Below are 20,081 nucleotides of genomic sequence, written 5' to 3'. Positions count from 1 at the left end.
TGCTTTTCGGCCGACTCCTGCGGCCCGGATTTCTGTCTCATCTTCGCTCCCTTGGCGGGCTACGATGTGCCAGAAATCCTCCTTAGGCAATTTCGCCGATATGTCTCATGGTTGCTGACGGGGAACAGTCCGCAAAACTGGTTCAACAATGTCCGGGCCTATCCTGCGGCGGAGGACAGATCTGTCGTCCGGCCGAACTTCGATACGCTCTATTCCAGCGCCTGGCTGGATGTCACCAAGGAACCGGTCGTTATTTCGGTGCCCAGCACCGACGGCCGCTATTACCTTCTTCCGATGCTCGACATGTGGACGAACGTTTTCGCCTCGCCCGGGTGGCGTACGACGGGCACGGAAGCCCAGACCCTGTTGATCGCCCAGGAAGGCTGGAGACCCGACCTGCGTGACAAGTTCGTCGAGGAATTCAAGCTGCCCAAGGACACGCAGCTGATAGAAGCGCCGACACCAATGGTCTGGATGATCGGACGCATCAAGACGGACGGTCCGTCCGACTACGCGGCAGTCAACAAGATCCAGGACGGTCTCAAGATCGCGCCGCTGTCGAAGTGGGGCCAGGATCTGAAAGTCCCCGAAGTTACCGTCAATCCGGACATCGACATGAAGACGCCGCCGAAAGAGCAGGTCGATTCAATGACAGGTGGCGATTACTTCATGCATGCAGCGGAGCTTTTGAAAACAATCCCGCCGCATGACACTGACCAGCCAATTCTCGCACGGATGAAACAGCTTGGCATCGAGCGCGGCAAGAGCTTCAATTACGATGAAGCCGACCCGGTCGTCAAAACGGCGGTCGAACGTGCACCCAAGGCTGCACAGGAGCTGATGGCATGGAAGCTGCCGAGACTGGCCAAGATCGTCAATTACTGGTCGATGAACACCGATACGATGGGCGTTTACGGCAACTACTATCTGAAGCGGGCAATTGTCACGCAAGTCGGACTGGGGGCCAACCAGCCGCAGGATGCGATCTATCCGCTGAACCTTGCGGACAGCGAGGGAAAGCTGCTTGATGGCACCAACAACTATGTCCTTCATTTCGACAAGTCTGAAATCCCGCCGACGAATGGATTCTGGTCGGTGACGCTCTATGACAAACAGGGCTTTCAGGTTGCCAATAGTCTGAACCGTTTCGCTGTTTCGAGCTGGATGCCCTTTGCCTACAATGCCGACGGCTCGCTGGACCTCTACTTCCAGAATGAAAGCCCCGGCAAGGACAAGGAAGCCAACTGGCTGCCGGCACCGAAGGGACCGTTCAATCTGACCATGCGGCTCTATGCGCCGAAGTCACCTGCGCTCACGGGCAAATGGAATCCGCCCGCAGTCGAGAAGAAGAGCCCGCTGCCGCATCTTGTCGCGCAATAAGAGGGTTTGTCCCGACGCGCGCGTTGAGACCGCAAGACGCAAGACAAGTGGGCGGCGGTGCCGCCCATCTGTCGGAACACGGACACTGGTATCTGCATCACTCGTAAAACAAGGGTGAGTGCTGCAGGGAGGGCCATTGCTGAGCGTCATGTCCGTAGACCACAAACGCCACGCCCTCGCGGTTAGCAATATCGGACAGCTTCCGGGTGCTTTGTCTGATGGACCGTTCGTCATCCATATCGGTGATGTACATTTGCCGCGTTGCCGCGTCCGCCATTGATTGGTGCATGATGGCATCGGCGGCAAGCAAGACGCCGCCCGTCTGAGGAAGATGAACCAGCACAGACTGATGTCCCGGAACATGTCCGCTCGTTTCCAGCAGATTCACGCCCGGCACAAGTTCGCTATCGCCTTCGACGAGACGATATCGAAGCGATGGGTGATCCCACGCGGCGCGGTTGGCCGCAAACCGGGGATGGCCGCCTTTGGCCACTTCGTAATGGTGTCGCTGAATGATGCATTCGGCACCTGCAAATAGATCGTGGTTGCCGGAATAGTCGTCATCGAGGTGGGTACAGACGAGATAGTCAATGTCGGCAGGCTGAAGCCCGATGGCTGCGAGGCGGGCGACCACCGTATCTTCCGGCCGTATTTCGACGGCAAGCCCGGGTGGATTTCGTGGCGCTTCGACGAAGGAGCGGGGCCAGCCGGTATCGATCAGGATGTTGATGCCATCCGTTGTCTGGATAAGGTATGCCGGAACGGGTATGTCGCCGGGCTGCATTGTGCCCAGGTGAAGCAGATAAAGACGCATGGTCTGTTGGGTCTCCATTCGAAAAACCTGACCATTCCCTGAAAGTGGCTATCGGTCTTGAACGAATGGGACAATCGTCGTCACAAGTAGTAGGCGACTTCGAGCGTGGAGCCATTTGCATCGAAGTGGTTGGCCAACGGCGTGCGCGGGGCATGCGCGTAGGCCCCCGGTGTTGTGCCCAACCGCCGTCGCCAGCTTCTTATCTGGTGCGCCTGGTCGCTAAAGCCCTCAACAGGCTCACCGCGGCCGGATTGAACGCTCTGCAAGCTGCTGTGCAACCGTTCCAGGTCCGCGAGTTCCTTTGGACTCACTCCAAGATGCCTGTGAAAAAGACGATGCAGTTGCCGGCGGCTGAGCTGGGCAGTCTCTGCGGCTGTTTCGACAGTTCCGCCACGGCGCAGGATTGAGTGCGCCGCGGCGATGCGGTCGATGTCCGGAACCGGCCGTATCCTGTTCATTCTGGAAACGAACCACTGATCCAGGAAAGGGGCAATCCGGCGAGGTCTCTGCTCCATGCCAATGCCATTTTTCAGAGATTGGATGGTTGCATCACCGGTCAGCGAAGCAAGATCGACCAGCATGCCGGCAGTGCCCGGTCCTGTGTGGGGAAACAGCCTGACAAGCCCGGGAATCGTCAGCATCACCATGACGAAATAGGTGTCTGAGCCTGAATGCCAGCCACGGCGTTGCGACTGCAAGCCAAGAAGGGACACCCCGGCACTGGTTCGCCGCTCTCTACGGCGTTGGGACGGCCGATGTTGACGGATAGCACCGTCAGGGGGACAGGACTTGTGCGGATAAGCTGGCCTGCGTGTTCGCCGGGCAGGTCTTCGACGAACCAGTAGGCCCTGACCAGCCCGGTAAGCTCAGGAGCAGGAGAAAGGATTTGAAACATGAAACTTTCGTGCTTCCAGCTGCAGACCTGATCATGATGGACCTTTTGCTGTTACCTCAAAAGCTTTTTGTGGCTGCATTTGCTGCCTCCGGTAACGAAATCGTTTTCCACCGAAATCACTGGACATTCGGTCACCGCGATGCCGGTGGAATGGGCCTGCTCCATGGTGGCATCGTGCAACGGCAAGGCGCCGTTCGGCTCACGACGTCTGCGATTGCCGTTCCAGTCTTCGGCTGTATAAACGGTGCCTGCCGGTTCGGGAGGGCTCATGGTCTGCACCGCCGGTGTACCGGTCCCCTTGTCGAGGTTTCGGATGTCCCGCAATACCACCCGAATTGAAGCTGCATCTGAAGCGGATGCGGACCGGCTTGCCGACCTGCGCGTCGAGGCGATGCGTCCCAGCCTGGAAGCCGTGGGCCGGTTTGATCCCAGGCGGGCACGGGAGCGGTTTCTGGACAGCTTTGTTGCCGCCGATACCAGTATCCTCATCGAGGAAGAAGGCATTGCCGGCTTCTTTGTCATTCGCAGGCGGCCCGACCACTTTTATCTCGATCATCTCTATGTCCACCCGGCCTTTCAGGGCAGTGGGATCGGTCGCCGCGTCGTCGAGGATCTGAAGGCCGAGGCGGTTTCGGCGGAACTGCCGGTTCGCCTGATGGCCCTGAAGGGCAGCCCGGCGAACGCGTTTTACCTGTCCTGCGGGTTCCAGGTCGTCTCGGAGGACGCGTTGGACACGGTCTACGCCTGGGCTCCAGATGACGAGCGGGATCGAACCTCAGTGGAAGACCGCGATTGAAGCGGCATTGGCCTGAAAAGGAAGCGTCAGACGGGAAGCGGTGCTGTCGGTCTGCCTTTGGCAATGGCTGGGCGGATGCCCCTCAGTAGAGGGTCTTCCGGTAGGTTTCTTCCAGCTCGGCATCCAGTTTTTGCATTTCCGCGTCATTCGGAGCCCCGGTCGTCTGATCCAGAATGATCCTGGAAAGCGACGGCATCTCGCTGCGATCCTGCAGATGCTCCGGATCCCAGAGGTGGGAGCGCCGGAAGGCCTTGGCGCAATGCAGGAAGACTTCGCTCACCGAGACGACAATGGCAAGTTTGGGCGCACGGTCCCTGACACTCATGGTTTTCAGCAGATCCGGATCGGTGACCAGGGTGGCCGTGCCGTTGACGCGCAAGGTCTCGTCAAATCCGGGTACGAGGAACAAGAGACCGACATTCGGATTGGCAACGATATTGGCCAGACTGTCCAGGCGGTTGTTTCCCGGTCGGTCGGGGATGGCGAGCGTTTGCGGGTCGAGAACCTTGACGAAGCCCGCAGGATCGCCGCGCGGGCTGACATCTGCCTTGCCGTCTGCGTTCTGGGTGCCGAGGCACAGAAAAGGTGAGCGCTTGATGAAATCCTGTGCATGCCTATCCAGTGCGCTCAGACACTTTTTTGCAGCCAGCGGCGATAGCTCGGAAAATTGGCTCCGGAGCGTTCGTTCATCTGAAATGACGAACTCCGGGTTGATCTTGTAGGCTCCCATCATGCGTTCCCTTTGCGTTTTTCCCTTATCCGGCCCTCTCCGAGCCGAGGCCGCCTCCAGCAGCAGGCCCTTGCGTCCGGTTCCCGGTCGTTGAGCCGGTCACGCGTGAAGGTAACATGAAATGAGGTGCGTACATCATTTTTGTGGGAAGGGCATTTGATAGCGATTGTCCGGTGCTCCTTCCGTGCAGGATCGCATGCTGTTTCGGCGGGAAATACACTTCAGGCTGGGCATGTGCTGCCCAGCCGTCGTTCGCGGGATATCGCGCCCTGTGATCGTCTGTTGCCGAGGCAACTGGCGTCTAGTCCAGCGTTACCGCTTCGATCTTTCCTTCCAGCATATGCGGCAGATAGAGCACTTCATCGCGTGCGGAGATATCGGCAAGGCCTGCTGGTTCACTCAGGATCTCGGTTGTTGCTCCATCCGTCCCGATCTCGAAGACCTTGCCGGTGATCCAGTCATTGAGGAAGAGTTTGCCGTTCAGCCGCGTGATGCCATCAATGTTGCCGACATCCTGCGCCACGACGCTGATGGATTTTGTCGCGGGGTCGATGGCGAGCAGGCTGCCAGGGGCCTCGGTGGTGAAGTCGTCCTTGAGGCCCTTGCCCCAGGTCCCGACAAGCAGGCGGTCGTCATCCCAGTAGAGGCCATTGGGGTGGTTGAGAACCGGGCTTTCCAGCCATTTTTCGAAAGTGCCGTTCGCATAGCGCCAGATCGTGTTCGTCATCATGTCGGAGACGAAGACCTCGCTGCCATTGGTGGTGACGTCATTCAGAAAAACCGCACCCTCGGCAGGAACGGACTGCAGCAATTCCCCAGTGCCGGCATCGACAATGCGCAGGCTGGTGAGATCGGCCGCGAAAACCTTGCCGTCCATCAGCGCCAGGCCCTTGGGGGCGTCCATGCCGTTTGCCCAATTGGCGTCGATGAGCTTTCCACCGGTGGACAGAAGCGCCAGATGGCCATTGCCATCGACCGCGTTCGGAGCGCCGTTCATGACGCTGACAATCAACCGATCAGTCATGGGATCGTAAGCAACTGATTCCGGCATATCGAACCCGTCCGTCGACCAGAGCGAACCAGCCACGGAAGGCAGCGTGGAGAGGCTGAGCAGGAGCGCGGCGGCGAGGTGTTTCAGAGGCTGCATGGGATGTCCTTTCAAACAGTTGAACTGGACTTTCCATGCAACTTTCGAACTTTTCTTGCAATTGATCATGATATGGTATCAAAAAACGATACCAAGGCTGTCATTTCGGGATCAAGATCATGCGTGGAGATACATTCAAGATTTTGCAGGGCGTTCTGAAAGCGCGCGGCATGACCTATGCGGATCTGGCAAGGCGGATGGATATTTCGGAGCCGACGGTCAAACGGATCTTTGCCGGGCACGACTGCAAGCTGAGCCGGCTTTTGGAGATCTGCGACATTCTGGAGGTGCCGCTGTCGGATGTGTTGCACCGGGCGGCACGAAACTCCGAAGAAGCAAGCGTGCTGCCGATAGCAACGGAAGCGCGGCTCGCTGCCGACCCATCGCTGTTCTATCTGTTCATCCTGCTGCGAGAGCCGATCCCTCAAGGGGAAATTCAACGCCGTTTCGATCTTTCAGGGGAGGACATGTTCCGCATGGGCCGGTCGCTGGAAGCGCTGGGCCTGGTGGAAGTGCACCCTGGCAACCACATAAAGGTCTTGCACAAGGAACCGCTCAGGTTCCGCCCGGATGGACCGCTGATCCCGCTCTTGAAGGAAATCAACACGCGGTTTCTGGGGCAGGTGATCGCCAATCCGAGCGGCAACCAGTCGCTGTTCTTCACGCTCTCCCGCCGCATGCTGCCGGACACGGGGGCCTTCATCCTGCGAGAGATCGAAACCCTGAAGGAGACGATTGCCGAGCTGGCCCGTCAGGACCAGCTGGTCTCGCGCGAGGAAGATCTGACCACCTTCAAGCTGACGGGAGCCTTCGCGCCGGTTTCCTTTCCGGACATTCTGACGATCGAACCTGCCGGGTGATTTGCATCAGGTCCAGAACTTCGGTGTTTCCCGGGTTGCTTCCCAATAGCCTCTGGCGTGTTGCCACATGGCCTGGCACTGGGCCTCGTGCCAGCCGATGACAAAGCCGATGGCCTGGTTTGTCGCCAGGGCGTTTGCCCCGGTGACCTTGCATTTCACCGGCAATTGTTCGGCCATCGCGACATCGTTGAGATAGCCGAAAATATCCTGCAGCTTCTTCATCCGCTTCAGGAAAGGCTTCACCTTGTCTTTCGGATAAAGGCACCCGAAGAATTCGATGCCGTAGCGCATCTTCTTCATGGCCTTGCGCATTTCGTGTCGTTCCGGAACGGTGAGCTCTTCCAGGCGCTTGCCGTATTTCAGCACCTTCTTCCACTGTTTGGCGAGGGCATCACCGGCGTGGGTCTCGACAGGCTGGGCGAGAAGCTGCGTCTGGCCGAAGTTTTCCGGGTCCAGCCAGCCGCGTCCTTCCGTATAGGCGGCAAGGTCCAGCAGGAAGCCGTTGACCTCTTCCGACTTCAGGTGATCCGTCAGCGTTGTGCGAGTCTTCTGGTCCCGGGACGCGTTGAGGTTTTCCAGAAGGGCGTCGAAGGACAAGGTTGCCGGGGCTTTCGAGACCAGCGGCATCACGATCTCATCCACCAGAACATCGAGATCGCGTAGGGAGCCGGCTTCAGTGGCAATGATCTTCGCCATCCGGTCAAGCGGTGCCATGGTCGCCGGGTTGAGGATCGGCCGGAACAGGCGGAACGCACTGCGCAGACGGCGCAAGCCCACTCGGAACTGGTGCGGGCCTTCCGGTTCCTCCGACGACAGAACGGCGAGCCGGTTCTCGGAAATCTGCGTCAGGCAGGAGCGCAGCACGTCGCGAAAGGCGTGTTCGGTGGTGATGCCGCTCGAGAAGGCGATGTCTTCTGCGAAATAAGGAGCCCGTTCCGCCGGCGCGGTGCCTTCGGCAAAACGATAGCCGCGTTCCGCCTTGCTGTAGGGCGAAAAGCGGAAGGGAATGTCCTTCAACAGGGCCTTGGCGGCTTCGAAAAGGGCAAGGCTCGGGCCGGACTTCAGCTCCATTTCCAGCTCGGTCAGCGGCTGGCTGCCGTTGCCGGCCAGAATATTGCCGCTGTCGAAGGCGAGTTCGATGAAGGTGCCGTCGCTGTCGCGCGTCAGGTTGCGTACAGTGCGTTTCATCACCGTTTCAAAGCATTCCGACAGGGGAGCGTCGCCGATGATTTCCAGCAGGCGGTCGTGAACGGACGGGTCCTCGATGACGGAAAAATCGAGCGCGCGACCCTTGACCGGGTGTTCGGCTTCCACCGGCGAGGACAGCCCGCCCATGACGCCGGTGCCGAGTTTGACTGTCTGAACCCAGCTGTTGCCGGATTTACGCACACGCAGGGAAACCTTCGCCTTGCGCAGCGCCTGGTCCGGCGTGTCGAAATAGATTGACTGCAGCGTCTTGTTCACCGCCCGGCTGGCGGTAAATCCGTCGATGGATCCGGCCCGTTTCAAAGCGTCCTGGGCGCTCGTTTCCAGCTCGAGCTTGAGCTCGATTTCACGTCCTGATTTGCTCATGCTGAATTACTAGCCAAGCGGTTTCTGCTTGTCCAGAAAAAGCGCACAATTTGCGCTTTTGTTCGCTGGCTAACAAATACAGAAGGACGGCAGCCAGCAGGCAGCTGCCGTCGCAAGCCTGGCTCTGGCATGCGGTTCCTTCGTCTTACCCGAAAAGCTTTTGGCCGACGCCCTTCAGACGTTCAAGGATGCGGGACTGATAATGCAGATACCAGGGAACCGGCTTCTGGTTGAAGGCGAGCTTGCGGATATAGGTTGGCACTTCCCAAACAGCGGAGGTGCCTGCCGGGAAGAACAGGGTGACCCCGGGTTTGCCTTCATAGACGTGACCGGTGTCGTCCGTGATCCGGACTTCGCCCTCCAGGAACATCACCGACTCGTCCCAACCATAGTGCCAGCGGAACTTGCCCGCCGTGCACGACCAGTGGCAGGCGTCGCCCCAACCGAACTTGTGTTTGGCCAGAACGGCGCACATGGCCTGGGGGGCGCCCTCAAGCACCCATTCAGGCCGGATCGGCGCCGGCATCAACTGCGATTTATCGACAAAGGATTGCGTGAACACCTGCCCGTGCCGGGCGGCATCGTCCACTGCAGACGTCTTGGTGCGTTTTGTCTCATGAAGGCTGCCTGCAAGTGTCATCCGTGTCTCCTAAACTGTCTGACTGATCACTTGCGCGAGCAGCAGTTGCGAACAGCTTAAATATGCGCCGGAAGCCACGCTTTGAGAGCCTTGAGGCCGCGATTCTTCAGTCCAGGGTTAAGGCTGCGTGAAGCAGGTTTTTCAAATTTTATCGACTTCCAGAAGACCCACGATCAGAGGCGGTGGGCAGCAGCGCGCTGGAACCGCTTGCATCGAACAAAGCCTCATGATAGGCACCCTTCCCGATACCGGATCGCCCCCCTGGCGGAATTGGTAGACGCGCCGGATTCAAAATCCGGTTCCTTCGGGAGTGCCGGTTCGATTCCGGCGGGGGGCACCAAGGCAAGCGCTTTGTGGTACTGCCCAAACCTGCCGGAGTGTTTCGAGGCTCCGCCTCCCACCGGCTTGCCCCGTCAGCTACTTGAACGTCACCGTATCGAAGGCCAGCGAAGCGCTGGTCTGGTAGATGTCTTCCACTTTCTTGATGCGGCCCTGCCGCGGATGACCGACCGCGATGCCGACGATACCTCGCTCGCTGCCGGGTTTTGCCAGCGCGACGAGCCGTACGAGCAACCGGTCGCCATCCTTGTTGACGAAGTTGCCGACGATTTCTGACGCTGGCAGATCGCCCAGCGTGATCTGGCGACGGACATTCAGCCGCGTGTCGTCGGTGGTGCCGAGCTTTTTCAACAGCTCAATGGCAACATAGTCGCCCACTTCGAGGCGCTTCTGCGGGTCATCGGTTTTCAACGTGTAGGTGACGATGTGCAGAGACGAATAGATGCGTTTGGTTTCGTCGTCGGTCGTAAAATAGATCTTGATTGGGCCGCCACCGGCGGGTTTCGCCTGGGCAAGGATTTGCTGTGCCTCACGGCGGGGTGCTGCCAGACTGAAGGGGACGGGAACCTCGATGTCGTGTTTTGCGGCGAAAGCCGCGTCGACCGTGTAGGTCGTCGACAGGGTGACGCCTTCAGCTTCGAAAGGTGTCAGCTTGACCGATCCTTCCAGTTCGACCTGCTGGGCGGCCGCTACAGCCGGAGCGCTCATCATGAGGGCCAATGCCAATTTGGCGATTTTCGCGGCTGTTCCTGTCATCTCCCCCTCACAGTGGCGTGCGGAACCTGATCAGGCTCCAATGCTAGCAGATGCGTTCGAAAAGTCTGCCTTGGGTGTCGAGGCCAGTTTGCCAAGATGTCAGCCTGTCATCGCAGTGCGGCCGCGCGGCGTCTTGCTGTTGGTGGGGCTCGCATTTCCCTAGGTGACTTTTTGCGGCGCAGCGGCTAAGGGAAGCGCTATGATCAGACGCCTTTACGACTGGACCCTGTCCCTTGCCGCCGGACCGCGTGCGCCTGCCGCGCTCGGTACCGTATCCTTTGTCGAAAGCTCGGTGTTTCCGATCCCGCCGGACCTCCTGTTGATCCCCATGGTGATCGCCCGGCGCGAGAAAGCCTGGTGGTACGCGTTGCTGTGCACGGTGACATCGGTTGCCGGTGGTATCCTGGGGTATATGATCGGCCTGTTCCTGTTCGAGCAGGTGGCCGTGCCGATCCTGACCTTCTACGGCAAGATGGCGTTCGTCGACGAGTTCAAGGACATCTATCATCAGTACGGCTGGTGGTTCGTGTTCATCGCGGGGCTGACACCGTTCCCTTACAAGGTCATCACCATCGCCTCCGGGGCGTTGGGGCTCAGCCTGCCGGTGTTCATTGCCGCAAGTATCGTTTCGCGGGGGATCCGCTTCTTCGTCGTTTCCGGATTGCTGTATCTGTTCGGCCCGCCGATCCGCGATTTCATCGAAAAGCGGCTCGGTCTCATGTTCACCATATTTGTGGTGCTGCTGATCGGCGGATTTGTTCTGCTTAGGTATATCTGACAGTAAGAGGATGAGATGACAGCCGACCGGATTTCGCGCAATCTGACCGGGCTTTTGCTGCTGGGCGGCCTTGCGGCGATCGCGACTGCCTGGGGGTTTCAGCTGATTGGCGGCTATGTGCCCTGCAAGCTGTGCCTTGAACAGCGTATTCCCTATTATGCCGGTCTTCCCCTTGCCCTGCTGGCGCTGTTCCTGATGCAGGCAAAGCGCACCGGTGCAGCTTTGGTCGTGCTTCTCATCGTTGCGGCCGTATTTGCTTATGGGGCCGGCCTTGGCGTCTATCAGTCCGGCGCCGAATGGCAGTTCTGGGATGGCCCGAGCGATTGCGGTGGCGGCAGCGCAACGCCGACGTCCGCTGCCAACATGCTGCAGGCGTTGAAAACGACGCGTGTGGTCAGTTGCACCGAGGCAAGCTGGCGTCTGTTCGGCCTGTCCTTCGCTGGCTGGAACGCGGTTGCCTCCGGCGGGCTTGCCCTTCTGGCACTTTTGGCCGCTTTCGGGTTGAAACGCAAAGGCAACGCGGCCAGTGTAGAGGCATGAGCCAGAGCGAGCACCCGAAAGAGAAACTCCGCAAGGAAGCGCTTCACACCCTCGACAGGGTGAATGCCGAGAGTGAGACCGTTGCCGGTTCGACCTTCGTGCGCATGGCAGACCGGGCAAAGAACCATCTGAGCGCCGCCGACAAGGATGAAGACGACCGGATCGAGGTTTGGGGCAGCCGGATTGGCCGTGGTCTCGGGGTTGTGTTCGCAATCGGACTGGCGATTTATCTTCTTGTCACCTACGTACTGCCCAACACCTGAATGAACCGATCCGTCAAAGGAAGCGATATGGCATCCGTCCGCCCGGTCAGCTACAGCAGCTGGACCGAAACCAAAGCACCTGACCTGGAAGACTTCGAGGCGATGGCAAGCGAGATCCTGTCCGGGCTTCCCGATGATCTCCTGCTGCGCTGCGGTCATCTGCAGATCAGCCTGGCGGACTATGCGCCTGACGAGGTTCTGGATGAACTTCGCATCGAGGATCCGCACGAACTTCTGGGTCTTTTCGAGGGGCAGGGGCTGAGCGAAGGCGAGGAGACCATGATAAGCGGCCAGATGCCCAACCGGATCTGGCTCTATCGTCGGCCGATCCTCGACTACTGGGCCGGAATGGACGAGACGCTGGGGGATGTGGTTGCTCATGTCCTGATCCACGAGATCGGACATCATTTCGGCCTGTCCGACCAGGATATGGAACGTATCGAGGCAGCAGCGGAGCGCTAGTTCCGGTTCTTGACATGAAAAAGGCCTCCCGCGTCTTTCGAAACACGGGAGGCCTTTTTGTTTTCGTCCGTTCGGAAACGCTTATTCAGCGGCTTCCTTCTGGGCGCGTTCGATCGATTCCACGATCAGACGCTTTGCGGATTCAACACCTTCCACGCCGGTGATCTTCACCCACTTGCCCGGTTCCAGATCCTTGTAGTGTTCAAAGAAATGCTTCACCTGAGCAACGGTGATGTCCGGAAGGTCGGTCACGTCGTTGATGTTGTCGTAGCGCTTGCTGAGCTTGTGGGTCGGAACCGCGAGGATTTTTTCATCCTGGCCGGATTCGTCTTCCATCAGCAGAACACCGATCGGGCGGCAGCTCATGATGGCGCCCGGAACGATCGGGCGCTGGTTGACCACGACCACGTCGATCGGGTCGCCGTCGCCACACAGGGTGTGGGGAACGAAGCCGTAGTTGCCCGGGTACCGCATCGGAGTGTAGAGGAAGCGGTCGACGTACATCGCACCTGCTTCTTTATCCATCTCGTATTTGATCGGTTCGCCGCCAACGGAGACCTCGATAATGACGTTGATGTCTTCAGGCGGATTCTTGCCAATCGGCACAGCATCGATACGCATTTCGGAAACTCCTGTTATTCGTTGCTGCGTCTATCGCAATCCCGCCGGAGAAGTTCAAGTCCTTTATTTTTGCATTGCACCTAATTGATTAACATGCCTCTATTCCGGCGGCAGGCTCTGGAGGAGATAGATTTATGAAACGGCTCACTCTTTCCCTTTTGGCGCTCGGCGGATTGCTTGCGTCTCTGCAGGCTGCCGGTGCCGCGTCGATCGAAAGTGCCTACACCAAAATCCTGCTGGACACCTGCCCGCTGATCCAGTCCGGGGATGAGGAAGAAGGCACCTTCGGCGGTGCCTGGCAGTGCGCCGGCTACAAGGACATGGGCGTCTACGTTGCCGAGGGCGACCTGCGGATGTTCGTCTCCTTCGGTCCTTTTGCCGCTGATGAGCCCGCGGCCAACCAGACCCTGCCCAATTTCAACACGATCAACGAAACCCTGGAATGGCGTCTGAGGGACGGTGTTCCGTTCGCGACCATCCTGCGCTGGTTCCCGAGCCTTGATGAGGGCTCCAAGACTGGCAGCGTGCTGATTGTCACTCAGGTGCAGCCCGGTGGCGGGACGTGTCAGATTGCCCGGATCGACGCCCAGGCAAACAAGAACGCCAACGAGATGGCGCGTCAGGCCGCCGATACGATGGCCGGTTCCTTCGACTGCACGCAGCCGCCGCAGGTCATCGGCAATCCCGGAATTCTCTACTGAAAATACACCCGGCGGGTCAGACGCCGGTTTGAGGCCAGGCGTAGATGCTGAGTTCCAGCCTGCGGCCACCGATCCTGTACCAGGACTTGGCCGCAAGCTTGCCGCCGACAGCCTTGTAGAAGGCGCGCGCGGGCTCGTTGGCGCTCAGAACCTGCACCGCGACCCCGGGCATGTTCTTCGCCGACAGCGTTTCCCGCACATTCCGGAACAGGGCCCGGCCGAAGCCGAGGCCCTGATATTCCGGTTTCAGGTAAAGCTCATAGATTTCGCCGTCCATGCCGGTGTCACTCAACCGGCACGGCCCATAGGTGGCGTAACCGGCGGGGACATCCGCAATGCTGAGGATCTTGATATCGACGCCCCTGGCAAGGGCGCCGCGCCACCAAGTGCTGCCTCTGCGCGCAATCATCTTCTGAAGATCGACGCCATGCAAGACGCCCCGATAGGCGCCCAGCCAGGCTTCGCTATGGATGCCGGCAAGTGCCTCACAATCGGCGGTCCGTGCCGCGCGCAGATCTATCAGGTCGGTTGTCATGCTTCTGGAAAGATACAGGAAGCATCCCGGCGGAAAAGAGGCAATTGTGCCGTAGCGGCGCCAATCATTCCGATTTCAGCGCTATCAACAGCCAGCAGTTGAGTCGCCGGACGGGGGAACACGGTAATAGTGCCAAGATCCGTCCGAACAAACCCTTCTGGAACGTCTCAGGCTTTGCCGCCCTGTCGCAACCGGGCGAGAATTTCTTCGGCCAGATCCTGCCGCACCTTGCCGAGAGACTTCAGCTCGTTGGCCACCTGGTCGATTTCCTCACCGGTCGCCCCGACCATCAGGGCAACGTTCTGGGCGTGCAGGGCCATGTGGCCCTTCTGGATGCCCGTGGTGGCAAGGGCGCGCAGCGCGCCGAAGTTCTGCGCAAGGCCGACGGCAACAATGATCCGGGCCAGTTCATCCGCGGTGGTTAGGCCGAGGATTTTCAGATTGGCCTGTGCCGTGGGGTGGATTTTCGTGGCGCCGCCGACCAGCCCGACGGCCATCGGCAGCTCCAGGATGCCGACAAGGTTGCCGTCGCCGTCCTTTTCCCAGCGGGACATCGAGCGATAGCGGCCGTCCTTCGAAGCAAAGGCATGAGCGCCTGCTTCCACGGCTCTGGTGTCGTTGCCCGTTGCCAGAACCACCGCGCTGATGCCGTTCATGATGCCCTTATTGTGGGTGGCCGCGCGGTAGGGGTCGGCATCAGCAAAGTGATAGGCCGACAACATGTCGTCCCGTACCTTTTCACCGCCGATTTCCGCAAGCGGCCAGACCGCCCGCACCCGGGCCACGCGGCGGTCGGCAAGGTTGGTCAGAATGCGCAGCAGGCTGCGCGCGCCGGTCCATTCCTCCAGTTTCGGCGCCAGGGCTTCGGCCATGCTGTTGACCGCGTTTGCGCCCATCGCGTCGCGCGTGTCGACGATAATGTGAACGATGGTCATCGGCCCTTCGGCGGTGTCGATGACCCTGATGTCGAGATCGCGGAACCCGCCGCCGAGCTTGACCAGAAGCGGATCGATTTCCTCGCAGATGGTGCGGATGCCATCGAGGTGCTCCAAAACCGTGAGGCGGACGTTTTCCGGATCGCTGGCCCCCAGAAGCTGGATCTGGGCTGCCATCAGCGGGCCGCTTGTCGAGGTCTTGAAGCCGCCGGTTGCGCGGCAGCGCTTGGCCGAGTTGCATACGGCAGCGATGACGGAGGATTCCTCGCTGGCCATGGGAACCAGCACATCCCGCCCGTCCACGGTCATGTTGGTGGCGATGCCGACCGGAATGGAGATGCTGGAAATGGCATTCTCGACAAGGCGGTCGGCCAGTTCGATATGTCCGGACGCCGCGTCCACAAGATCGGAGACGGACTTGTTGTCCAGCTTCGCCTGCCGCTGGACGGCCAGAAGCCGGCCGGACGGGTCCAGCTTGTGAAAACCTTCAATACGGGACGAAGTGACGTCACTCATCGGGGAAACCTGTCTGTCAATTGATCATGGATTGCGGCAGCCACAGCACCAGCTCCGGAAACAGGGCGCAGATGAAGATACCGATGGCTTGCAGCAGGATGAAGGGAACGATGGCACGGTAGACCGTGCCCATGCCGATACCGGCAGGCAGCACGCCCTTCATGTAGAAGAGCGTGTAGCCGAAGGGCGGGGAGATGTAGGCCATCTGCGCCGAAACGAGGAACAGGATGCCGAACCAGAGCCGGTCGAACTCGAGGAAGTCGATCACCGGCAGGAAGACGGGCACGCACAGCAGGATGATGCCCATTTCGTCCAGGAACATGCCGAGGAAGAACAGAATTCCCAGCATGACCGCGAGTACGACCCAGCGGTTGGTATCGAGATCCTGAATGAAGGACAGGAGGAAGTCCGCGCCACCGGTGCCGGTGAAGATGGCGACGAAGGCCCGCGCACCGATGGTGATCCAGAGGATCATGGCGGTCACCTTGACCACGTCGAGTGCGACGCCCGAAATGAGGTCCCAGCCGAAGCGGCGCTCGATCAGCGACGACAGGAACGCCAGGAAGACGCCCACGGCGGCCGCTTCGGTGGGTGTTGCAATGCCGTTGTAGATCGTGCCCAGAACGCCGACGATGATCAGTAGCGGCAGAATGAGGGATTTCAGCGACGCGATACGCTCTTCCCAGGTGGCCGGTGTGTCGTTGTCCGGACGGGGGGCGATGGACGGATTGAGCGCAGACCGCAGAACGATGTAGCCGATATAGAGCGAGGCCAGCAGCAGGCCCGGCACCACGCCGGCGATGAACATCTGGCCGATCGAGGCCTGTGCGGTCACGGCATAGACGATGGTGATCACGGAGGGCGGTATCAGGATGCCGAGCGTGCCTCCGGCGCAGATTGTCCCAATGGCGAGCTCCGGACTGTATTTGCGCTTCAGCATGGACGGCAGGGCCAGCATGCCCATGGCAGCGACCGCGGCGCCGACGATGCCGGTCATGGCGGCGATGATGGTGCAGATGGCGATGGTGCCCACCGCAAGTCCGCCCGGCAACCGGCGCGACCAGAGCTCCATGGCCCGGTAAAGGCTTTCGATGACCCCGGAGCGTTGCAGGATGCTGGCCATCATGACGTAGAGCGGGATCGCAAGAAGCGCTTCCGATGTCATCGTGGCGTAGAGGTTGAGAACGGTAACAGAGAGGGCCGCAGGCCCCCAGAGTGTTATCGTGAAGACGAGTGCAAGTGCGCCGAGCGTGAAGGCAAGTGGCAGGCCGGTGAGCAGAAGGCCAACGAGGCTTGCGAACATGATCGCGAGAACGAGTTCGGAGCTCATGCGTTCACTCCGGTCTGTTCCCGCGCCGGGCGCACCGCGTTGAAGGCTTCCACAAGTGCCTGCGCAAACAGCAGCGCGAAGGAGAGCGGTACCACGAATTTCAGCCACCACACCGGTGGGTTCCAGGCGGAAAAGCTGGTCTCGCCGAGGGAATAGGCATTGACGGCAAGCGGCCAGCTTACCCAGGCCAAAACGGCTCCGAAGATGGCAATCACCGCATAGGAGAACACGTCGAGTGCCGCCTTTGGCCAGCCCGTCAGCTTTTCACTGAAGATGTCGACGGCGACATGACCTTTCAGATGCAGAAGGTAAGGTCCGGCCAGCATGAAATGCGGACCGAAGATCAGCGTGCTGGCTTCCATGGCCCAAACGGTCGGCGCATCGAACAGGTATCTTGCAACCACTTCGAACAGCAGGATCGGCACCACCGCGAAGATGAGTGCCGCCGCAAGGAGAAAGAACGCCCGGTTGACGCCGGTGACGATGGAACTGACGGTTTTCATGAAGCTGAGCATTTGCCGATCGGAAAAACGGCCGGACGGCAGACGGCAGGGAGGTGCTGTCTACCGTCCGGCGGGAGGAAGGGTCAGATCAGCCCGAGGGCTTTCATGAACTCGATCTGGCTCGCGAGAACGCGACTTGCCAGATCATCTTCCTTGGTAGCCTTTTTCCAGGACTCGACAGCCTTGGCCCGGTTGGCGGCCACATCGGCCGGGTCGAGATGGATGACCTCGACACCCTGTTCGATGTATTTATTCAGGACGTCGACATTCTGCACCAGGATGTGCTGGCGCAACGAGCCGGAGATTTCCCGCGCGGCAACGGCAAGCGCCGCCTTGTATTCCTCCGGCAGGGCATCATAGGCCGCCTGGTTGGCGACGTAGCTGGTTGCCGTGGTCGGCTGATGGACGCCGGGCAGAATGATGAACTTGGCCACTTCAGCAAGCCCAGCCTCGTAGTTGGCGGTCAGATCGCCCCGGTCCGCAAAATCGATCAGCCCTTTTTCGAGTGCCGAATAGACTTCCGCTGTCGGCAACGGCGTTACCGAGACACCCTGGTCGGCCATGACTGCGGAAGCGAGCCCGACGAAGCGGCCCTTCTTGCCGGCCATGTCGGCAATGGTTTCCATTTTCACGGTCGAGTGGATTGGCTCTTCGCCATAGACGGTCGGAGCAATGTAGAACAGGCCGGCCCGTGCATAGGCTTCGCGGGCAAGCTCCAGCCCGCCCTTTTCGTAGAACCAGGCTTCATACTGGTCGGATTCGGGAAAGCCGAACGGAATGGTGGAGGTGAAGGCGAAAGCCGGGATCTTGCCGGCCTCATAGCCGTCAAAGGTCTTCATCAGCTGAAAGGCGCCAGCACGAACGGCATCGAATGCCTGGTTGGCCGGCACAAGCTGTCCGGCGGAATAAAGAGTGATTTTGAACTTGCCGTCAGTCAGTTCGCTGACGCGATCGACAAATTTCTTCTCGAATTCGAATGGAGTGGTGCCTGCGTCCCAGAGTGCTTGCATGCGCCACTCGACCGCTTCCTGCGCCTTGGCGGCAATCGGAGCTGCGAGAGCGGTGCCGCCTACGGCTGCACCTGCAAGAAGGCTGCGTCTACTTACTTTGGTCATTTTTTCCCTCCCAAGGAAATTGCCATTTGCTGGCATAGTGGGGCAAACTGTCATAAAAAAGATTGGGACAATCAAGGGACAGTTGTCGGATTTATAGGCAGTACTGTCCCAGAAAAATCAGGGGGACAATAAAGGTGGCAGGGAGCGGTCGGAAACTGTCTCGTGTCGACCAGATCGTCGAAAAAGTGGCGCTTTTGCTTGAGGCTGGGGCCTATAAGACCTTCGAGCGGCTGCCCTCCGTCCGTCAGGCCGCGCGTGAGAACGGTGTTTCCAAGAACACGATGGCGGAAGCTTACGACCGGTTGGTCGCCCGGGGGCTCCTGGAAGCACGGGCTGGTTCCGGGTACTACATGTCACAGGTCGGACCTGCAACCAAAACCCCACCCGCCCCACATGTCACGGCTGCTGTCGACGGCATGTCTCTGCTGCGGGAGCAGTTGGAACAGCATTACGAAGTGCGTCCGGGAGATGGGCGCCCGCCAGCATCCTGGATGGAAGGCGCGGAACTGCGCCGGCATTTTGCCAATGCCAAGACGCCGTTTCCTGATGCGATCGAATTCGGCTATGGCAGCTCGTGGGGATATGGCCCGTTGCGGGACCGGCTGCGGATGCAACTGCTCGAGCGTTCGATCCCGGCCGATCCGCAGGGGCTGTTGCTGACGCATGGCGTCAATCATGGATTGGATCTTATCATCCGGCATCTGACCGAGCCTGGCGATACGGTGTTTGTCGATGAGCCGGGTTACTATCCGCTGTTTTCGAAACTGACCTTCGCCAAGGTGAAGATTGTCGGCATCCGCCGTGACCGGGACGGCCCGGACCTGGAAGATCTGACGGCGAAACTGGCTCTTCACCGGCCGAAAATGTTCGTGACCCAGTCCCATGGGCACAATCCGACCGGTGGATCGCTGTCGCCGTCGCGGTCGTTCGGTTTGATGCAGCTTGCCGAGCGCTGGGGGTTTCTTCTGGTGGAGAACGATGCGCTTGCCGACATTCTTCCGGCCACGCTGCCAAGGTTGGCAGCCCTGGACCAGTTGGAGCGGGTGCTTTACCTCGGCACGTTTTCCAAGACCCTGTCTGCCAGTCTCAGGTGCGGTTATGTGGCGGGCAGTCCGGACATCATTCGCCAGCTTGCCGATATCAAGATGCTGACGCTGGTGAATTCTTCCGATCATGTGGAGCGGTTCGTGTTCAACCTGATCCAGGCCGGCCATTATCTGAGGCATCTGCGCCGTCTCAAGAGCCGGGTGGAGGAGGCCTACAAGGCGTCCTTTGGAACTCTGGAAGCCATCGGTCTGTCCGTCCGGGAGTGTTCCATACCGGGGTTCTATCTCTGGGTGGAGTTTCCCGACGATGTGAACGAAAGGGACCTGTGCGCCGCGGCCAGTCGGCAAAGCATCTTCATAGCGCCGGGATCGGTCTTCTATCCAAATCGGGAGACGCGGCAGACGCCGGCGATGCGGGTCAATGTCGCCTATGGAACCGATGCACGGTTCCTGTCGTTTCTGAGGGATTTTCTGAAGTAAGCCGCAAGCAGAAGCGCGGGTGGCCCAAGATATGAAAAGGGCCGGCGTAGAGCCGGCCCTTCAGTTGCCCTGATGTTTGACTCATTAAATCTGGTTGGCCAGTAAAAACCCCGGGGGGCTGGGGGGCTAATGCATTCCGCGGCTTCTACAGGCCATACCCATCAGGGTATGATCCTAATATGGGTGGTTAAAATGGCTGGCCAAGGGCTGGAATGCGGCAAAATCAAGGAAATTTAGGCATTCTTTCTTGGCAAAGTGCCGTAACGTTCGTTTTTACACTTCTCGCTGCGAAGTTTATTGGCAAAATTACGCTGGTCGCGGACCGGG

Annotated in this window: 23 protein-coding genes and 1 tRNA gene; 10 read left to right on the top strand and 14 right to left on the bottom strand. The window is 59.5% G+C overall.

The features are described from left to right. Positions 1–1,380: DUF1254 domain-containing protein (locus tag FMN63_RS09670; RefSeq protein WP_148583740.1), on the top strand; the 1,380-nt coding region annotated here is incomplete at its 5' end. A 97-nt stretch (positions 1,381–1,477) separates the two neighbouring features. Here the strand turns inward: FMN63_RS09670 and FMN63_RS09665 are convergent. The 3 genes from FMN63_RS09665 to FMN63_RS09655 all read right to left on the bottom strand — a co-directional run bounded on the left by FMN63_RS09665 (position 1,478) and on the right by FMN63_RS09655 (position 3,359). After that, positions 1,478–2,194 carry an N-acyl homoserine lactonase family protein gene (locus FMN63_RS09665; protein WP_148583739.1) on the bottom strand — a complete coding sequence of 239 codons (717 nt, stop codon included), beginning with the start codon at positions 2,192–2,194 and terminating at the stop codon, positions 1,478–1,480. Between the two features lie 80 nt (positions 2,195–2,274). Next, complete coding sequence (locus tag FMN63_RS09660) at positions 2,275–2,892, bottom strand: AraC family transcriptional regulator (RefSeq protein ID WP_205513936.1); 618 nt, start codon at positions 2,890–2,892, stop codon at positions 2,275–2,277. A gap of 248 nt (positions 2,893–3,140) precedes the next feature. Beyond that, on the bottom strand, positions 3,141–3,359 hold the full coding sequence (locus FMN63_RS09655; RefSeq protein WP_148583738.1) for a hypothetical protein: 219 nt from the start codon (positions 3,357–3,359) through the stop codon (positions 3,141–3,143). Positions 3,360–3,402: 43 nt separating this feature from the next. Between FMN63_RS09655 and FMN63_RS09650 the strand changes: the two genes are divergently transcribed. Beyond that, complete coding sequence (locus FMN63_RS09650; RefSeq protein ID WP_148583737.1) at positions 3,403–3,885, top strand: GNAT family N-acetyltransferase; 483 nt, start codon at positions 3,403–3,405, stop codon at positions 3,883–3,885. An 82-nt stretch (positions 3,886–3,967) separates the two neighbouring features. On the opposite strand, the gene FMN63_RS09645 is transcribed toward FMN63_RS09650, so the two are convergent. Together FMN63_RS09645 and FMN63_RS09640 are read right to left on the bottom strand one after the other, a co-directional pair. Beyond that, entirely contained in the window at positions 3,968–4,615 is a 648-nt protein-coding gene (locus tag FMN63_RS09645; protein ID WP_162530006.1) for a pyridoxamine 5'-phosphate oxidase family protein, read from the bottom strand. 301 nt (positions 4,616–4,916) lie between these two features. Continuing rightward, positions 4,917–5,762 (bottom strand): YncE family protein, encoded by an 846-nt coding sequence (locus FMN63_RS09640; protein WP_148583735.1) that lies wholly within the window; start codon positions 5,760–5,762, stop codon positions 4,917–4,919. A gap of 119 nt (positions 5,763–5,881) precedes the next feature. On the opposite strand from FMN63_RS09640, the gene FMN63_RS09635 reads away from it, so the two are divergent. Next, positions 5,882–6,622: a helix-turn-helix domain-containing protein gene (locus FMN63_RS09635; protein WP_148583734.1), complete on the top strand. Its 741-nt coding sequence runs from the start codon at positions 5,882–5,884 to the stop codon at positions 6,620–6,622. Between the two features lie 6 nt (positions 6,623–6,628). On the opposite strand, the gene FMN63_RS09630 is transcribed toward FMN63_RS09635, so the two are convergent. Both FMN63_RS09630 and FMN63_RS09625 read right to left on the bottom strand, forming a co-directional pair. Then, the gene (locus tag FMN63_RS09630) at positions 6,629–8,194 is read right to left on the bottom strand and encodes a CYTH and CHAD domain-containing protein (protein ID WP_148583733.1); all 1,566 of its coding nucleotides are present in this window, start codon (positions 8,192–8,194) and stop codon (positions 6,629–6,631) included. A gap of 145 nt (positions 8,195–8,339) precedes the next feature. Beyond that, positions 8,340–8,834, bottom strand: a complete 495-nt coding sequence (locus FMN63_RS09625) for a cupin domain-containing protein (protein ID WP_148583732.1) — start codon at positions 8,832–8,834, stop codon at positions 8,340–8,342. Between the two features lie 255 nt (positions 8,835–9,089). Between FMN63_RS09625 and FMN63_RS09620 the strand changes: the two genes are divergently transcribed. Further along, positions 9,090–9,174 (top strand) — tRNA-Leu (locus FMN63_RS09620). A 77-nt stretch (positions 9,175–9,251) separates the two neighbouring features. On the opposite strand, the gene FMN63_RS09615 is transcribed toward FMN63_RS09620, so the two are convergent. Then, positions 9,252–9,929 carry a hypothetical protein gene (locus FMN63_RS09615; RefSeq protein ID WP_148583731.1) on the bottom strand — a complete coding sequence of 226 codons (678 nt, stop codon included), beginning with the start codon at positions 9,927–9,929 and terminating at the stop codon, positions 9,252–9,254. Positions 9,930–10,128: 199 nt separating this feature from the next. Here FMN63_RS09615 and FMN63_RS09610 point away from each other — a divergent pair, with 199 nt between their 5' ends. Genes FMN63_RS09610 through FMN63_RS09595 form a run of 4 tightly spaced genes read left to right on the top strand, consistent with a single transcriptional unit; the run spans position 10,129 to position 11,972 of the window. Continuing rightward, entirely contained in the window at positions 10,129–10,707 is a 579-nt protein-coding gene (locus tag FMN63_RS09610) for a YqaA family protein (protein WP_148583730.1), read from the top strand. 15 nt (positions 10,708–10,722) lie between these two features. Next, a complete protein-coding gene (locus tag FMN63_RS09605) occupies positions 10,723–11,247 on the top strand; it encodes a disulfide bond formation protein B (RefSeq protein WP_148583729.1) in 525 nt (174 codons plus the stop codon). Next, positions 11,244–11,510 carry a hypothetical protein gene (locus FMN63_RS09600; protein ID WP_148583728.1) on the top strand — a complete coding sequence of 89 codons (267 nt, stop codon included), beginning with the start codon at positions 11,244–11,246 and terminating at the stop codon, positions 11,508–11,510. The genes FMN63_RS09605 and FMN63_RS09600 overlap by 4 nt, the downstream gene beginning before the upstream one ends. A gap of 27 nt (positions 11,511–11,537) precedes the next feature. Further along, the gene (locus FMN63_RS09595) at positions 11,538–11,972 is read left to right on the top strand and encodes a metallopeptidase family protein (RefSeq protein WP_148583727.1); all 435 of its coding nucleotides are present in this window, start codon (positions 11,538–11,540) and stop codon (positions 11,970–11,972) included. An 81-nt stretch (positions 11,973–12,053) separates the two neighbouring features. Here the strand turns inward: FMN63_RS09595 and ppa are convergent, their stop codons facing one another. Beyond that, positions 12,054–12,593: an inorganic diphosphatase gene (gene ppa, locus FMN63_RS09590; RefSeq protein WP_148583726.1), complete on the bottom strand. Its 540-nt coding sequence runs from the start codon at positions 12,591–12,593 to the stop codon at positions 12,054–12,056. 134 nt (positions 12,594–12,727) lie between these two features. Between ppa and FMN63_RS09585 the strand changes: the two genes are divergently transcribed. Beyond that, positions 12,728–13,294, top strand: coding sequence for a hypothetical protein (locus FMN63_RS09585; protein ID WP_148583725.1), 567 nt, complete (start codon positions 12,728–12,730; stop codon positions 13,292–13,294). 16 nt (positions 13,295–13,310) lie between these two features. On the opposite strand, the gene FMN63_RS09580 is transcribed toward FMN63_RS09585, so the two are convergent. The 5 genes from FMN63_RS09580 to dctP all read right to left on the bottom strand — a co-directional run bounded on the left by FMN63_RS09580 (position 13,311) and on the right by dctP (position 18,228). Next, on the bottom strand, positions 13,311–13,829 hold the full coding sequence (locus FMN63_RS09580) for a GNAT family N-acetyltransferase (RefSeq protein ID WP_148583724.1): 519 nt from the start codon (positions 13,827–13,829) through the stop codon (positions 13,311–13,313). Between the two features lie 167 nt (positions 13,830–13,996). Further along, positions 13,997–15,280 carry a hydroxymethylglutaryl-CoA reductase, degradative gene (locus tag FMN63_RS09575; protein ID WP_148583723.1) on the bottom strand — a complete coding sequence of 428 codons (1,284 nt, stop codon included), beginning with the start codon at positions 15,278–15,280 and terminating at the stop codon, positions 13,997–13,999. Between the two features lie 16 nt (positions 15,281–15,296). Continuing rightward, a complete protein-coding gene (locus tag FMN63_RS09570; RefSeq protein ID WP_148583722.1) occupies positions 15,297–16,610 on the bottom strand; it encodes a TRAP transporter large permease in 1,314 nt (437 codons plus the stop codon). Next, complete coding sequence (locus FMN63_RS09565; RefSeq protein ID WP_209001043.1) at positions 16,607–17,113, bottom strand: TRAP transporter small permease subunit; 507 nt, start codon at positions 17,111–17,113, stop codon at positions 16,607–16,609. The genes FMN63_RS09570 and FMN63_RS09565 overlap by 4 nt, the downstream gene beginning before the upstream one ends. An 83-nt stretch (positions 17,114–17,196) precedes the next feature. Next, positions 17,197–18,228, bottom strand: coding sequence for a TRAP transporter substrate-binding protein DctP (dctP, locus tag FMN63_RS09560; protein ID WP_148583720.1), 1,032 nt, complete (start codon positions 18,226–18,228; stop codon positions 17,197–17,199). Positions 18,229–18,362: 134 nt separating this feature from the next. On the opposite strand from dctP, the gene FMN63_RS09555 reads away from it, so the two are divergent. Next, positions 18,363–19,754 carry an aminotransferase-like domain-containing protein gene (locus tag FMN63_RS09555; RefSeq protein ID WP_148583719.1) on the top strand — a complete coding sequence of 464 codons (1,392 nt, stop codon included), beginning with the start codon at positions 18,363–18,365 and terminating at the stop codon, positions 19,752–19,754. Positions 19,755–20,081: the final 327 nt, after the last annotated feature.

It is taken from the genome of Stappia sp. BW2, assembly GCF_008107695.1.
Classification (GTDB): Bacteria; Pseudomonadota; Alphaproteobacteria; order Rhizobiales; family Stappiaceae; genus Roseibium.
The sequence above is the reverse complement of the archived record's forward strand: the minus strand, read 5'-3'. Positions and strand labels throughout refer to the sequence as shown.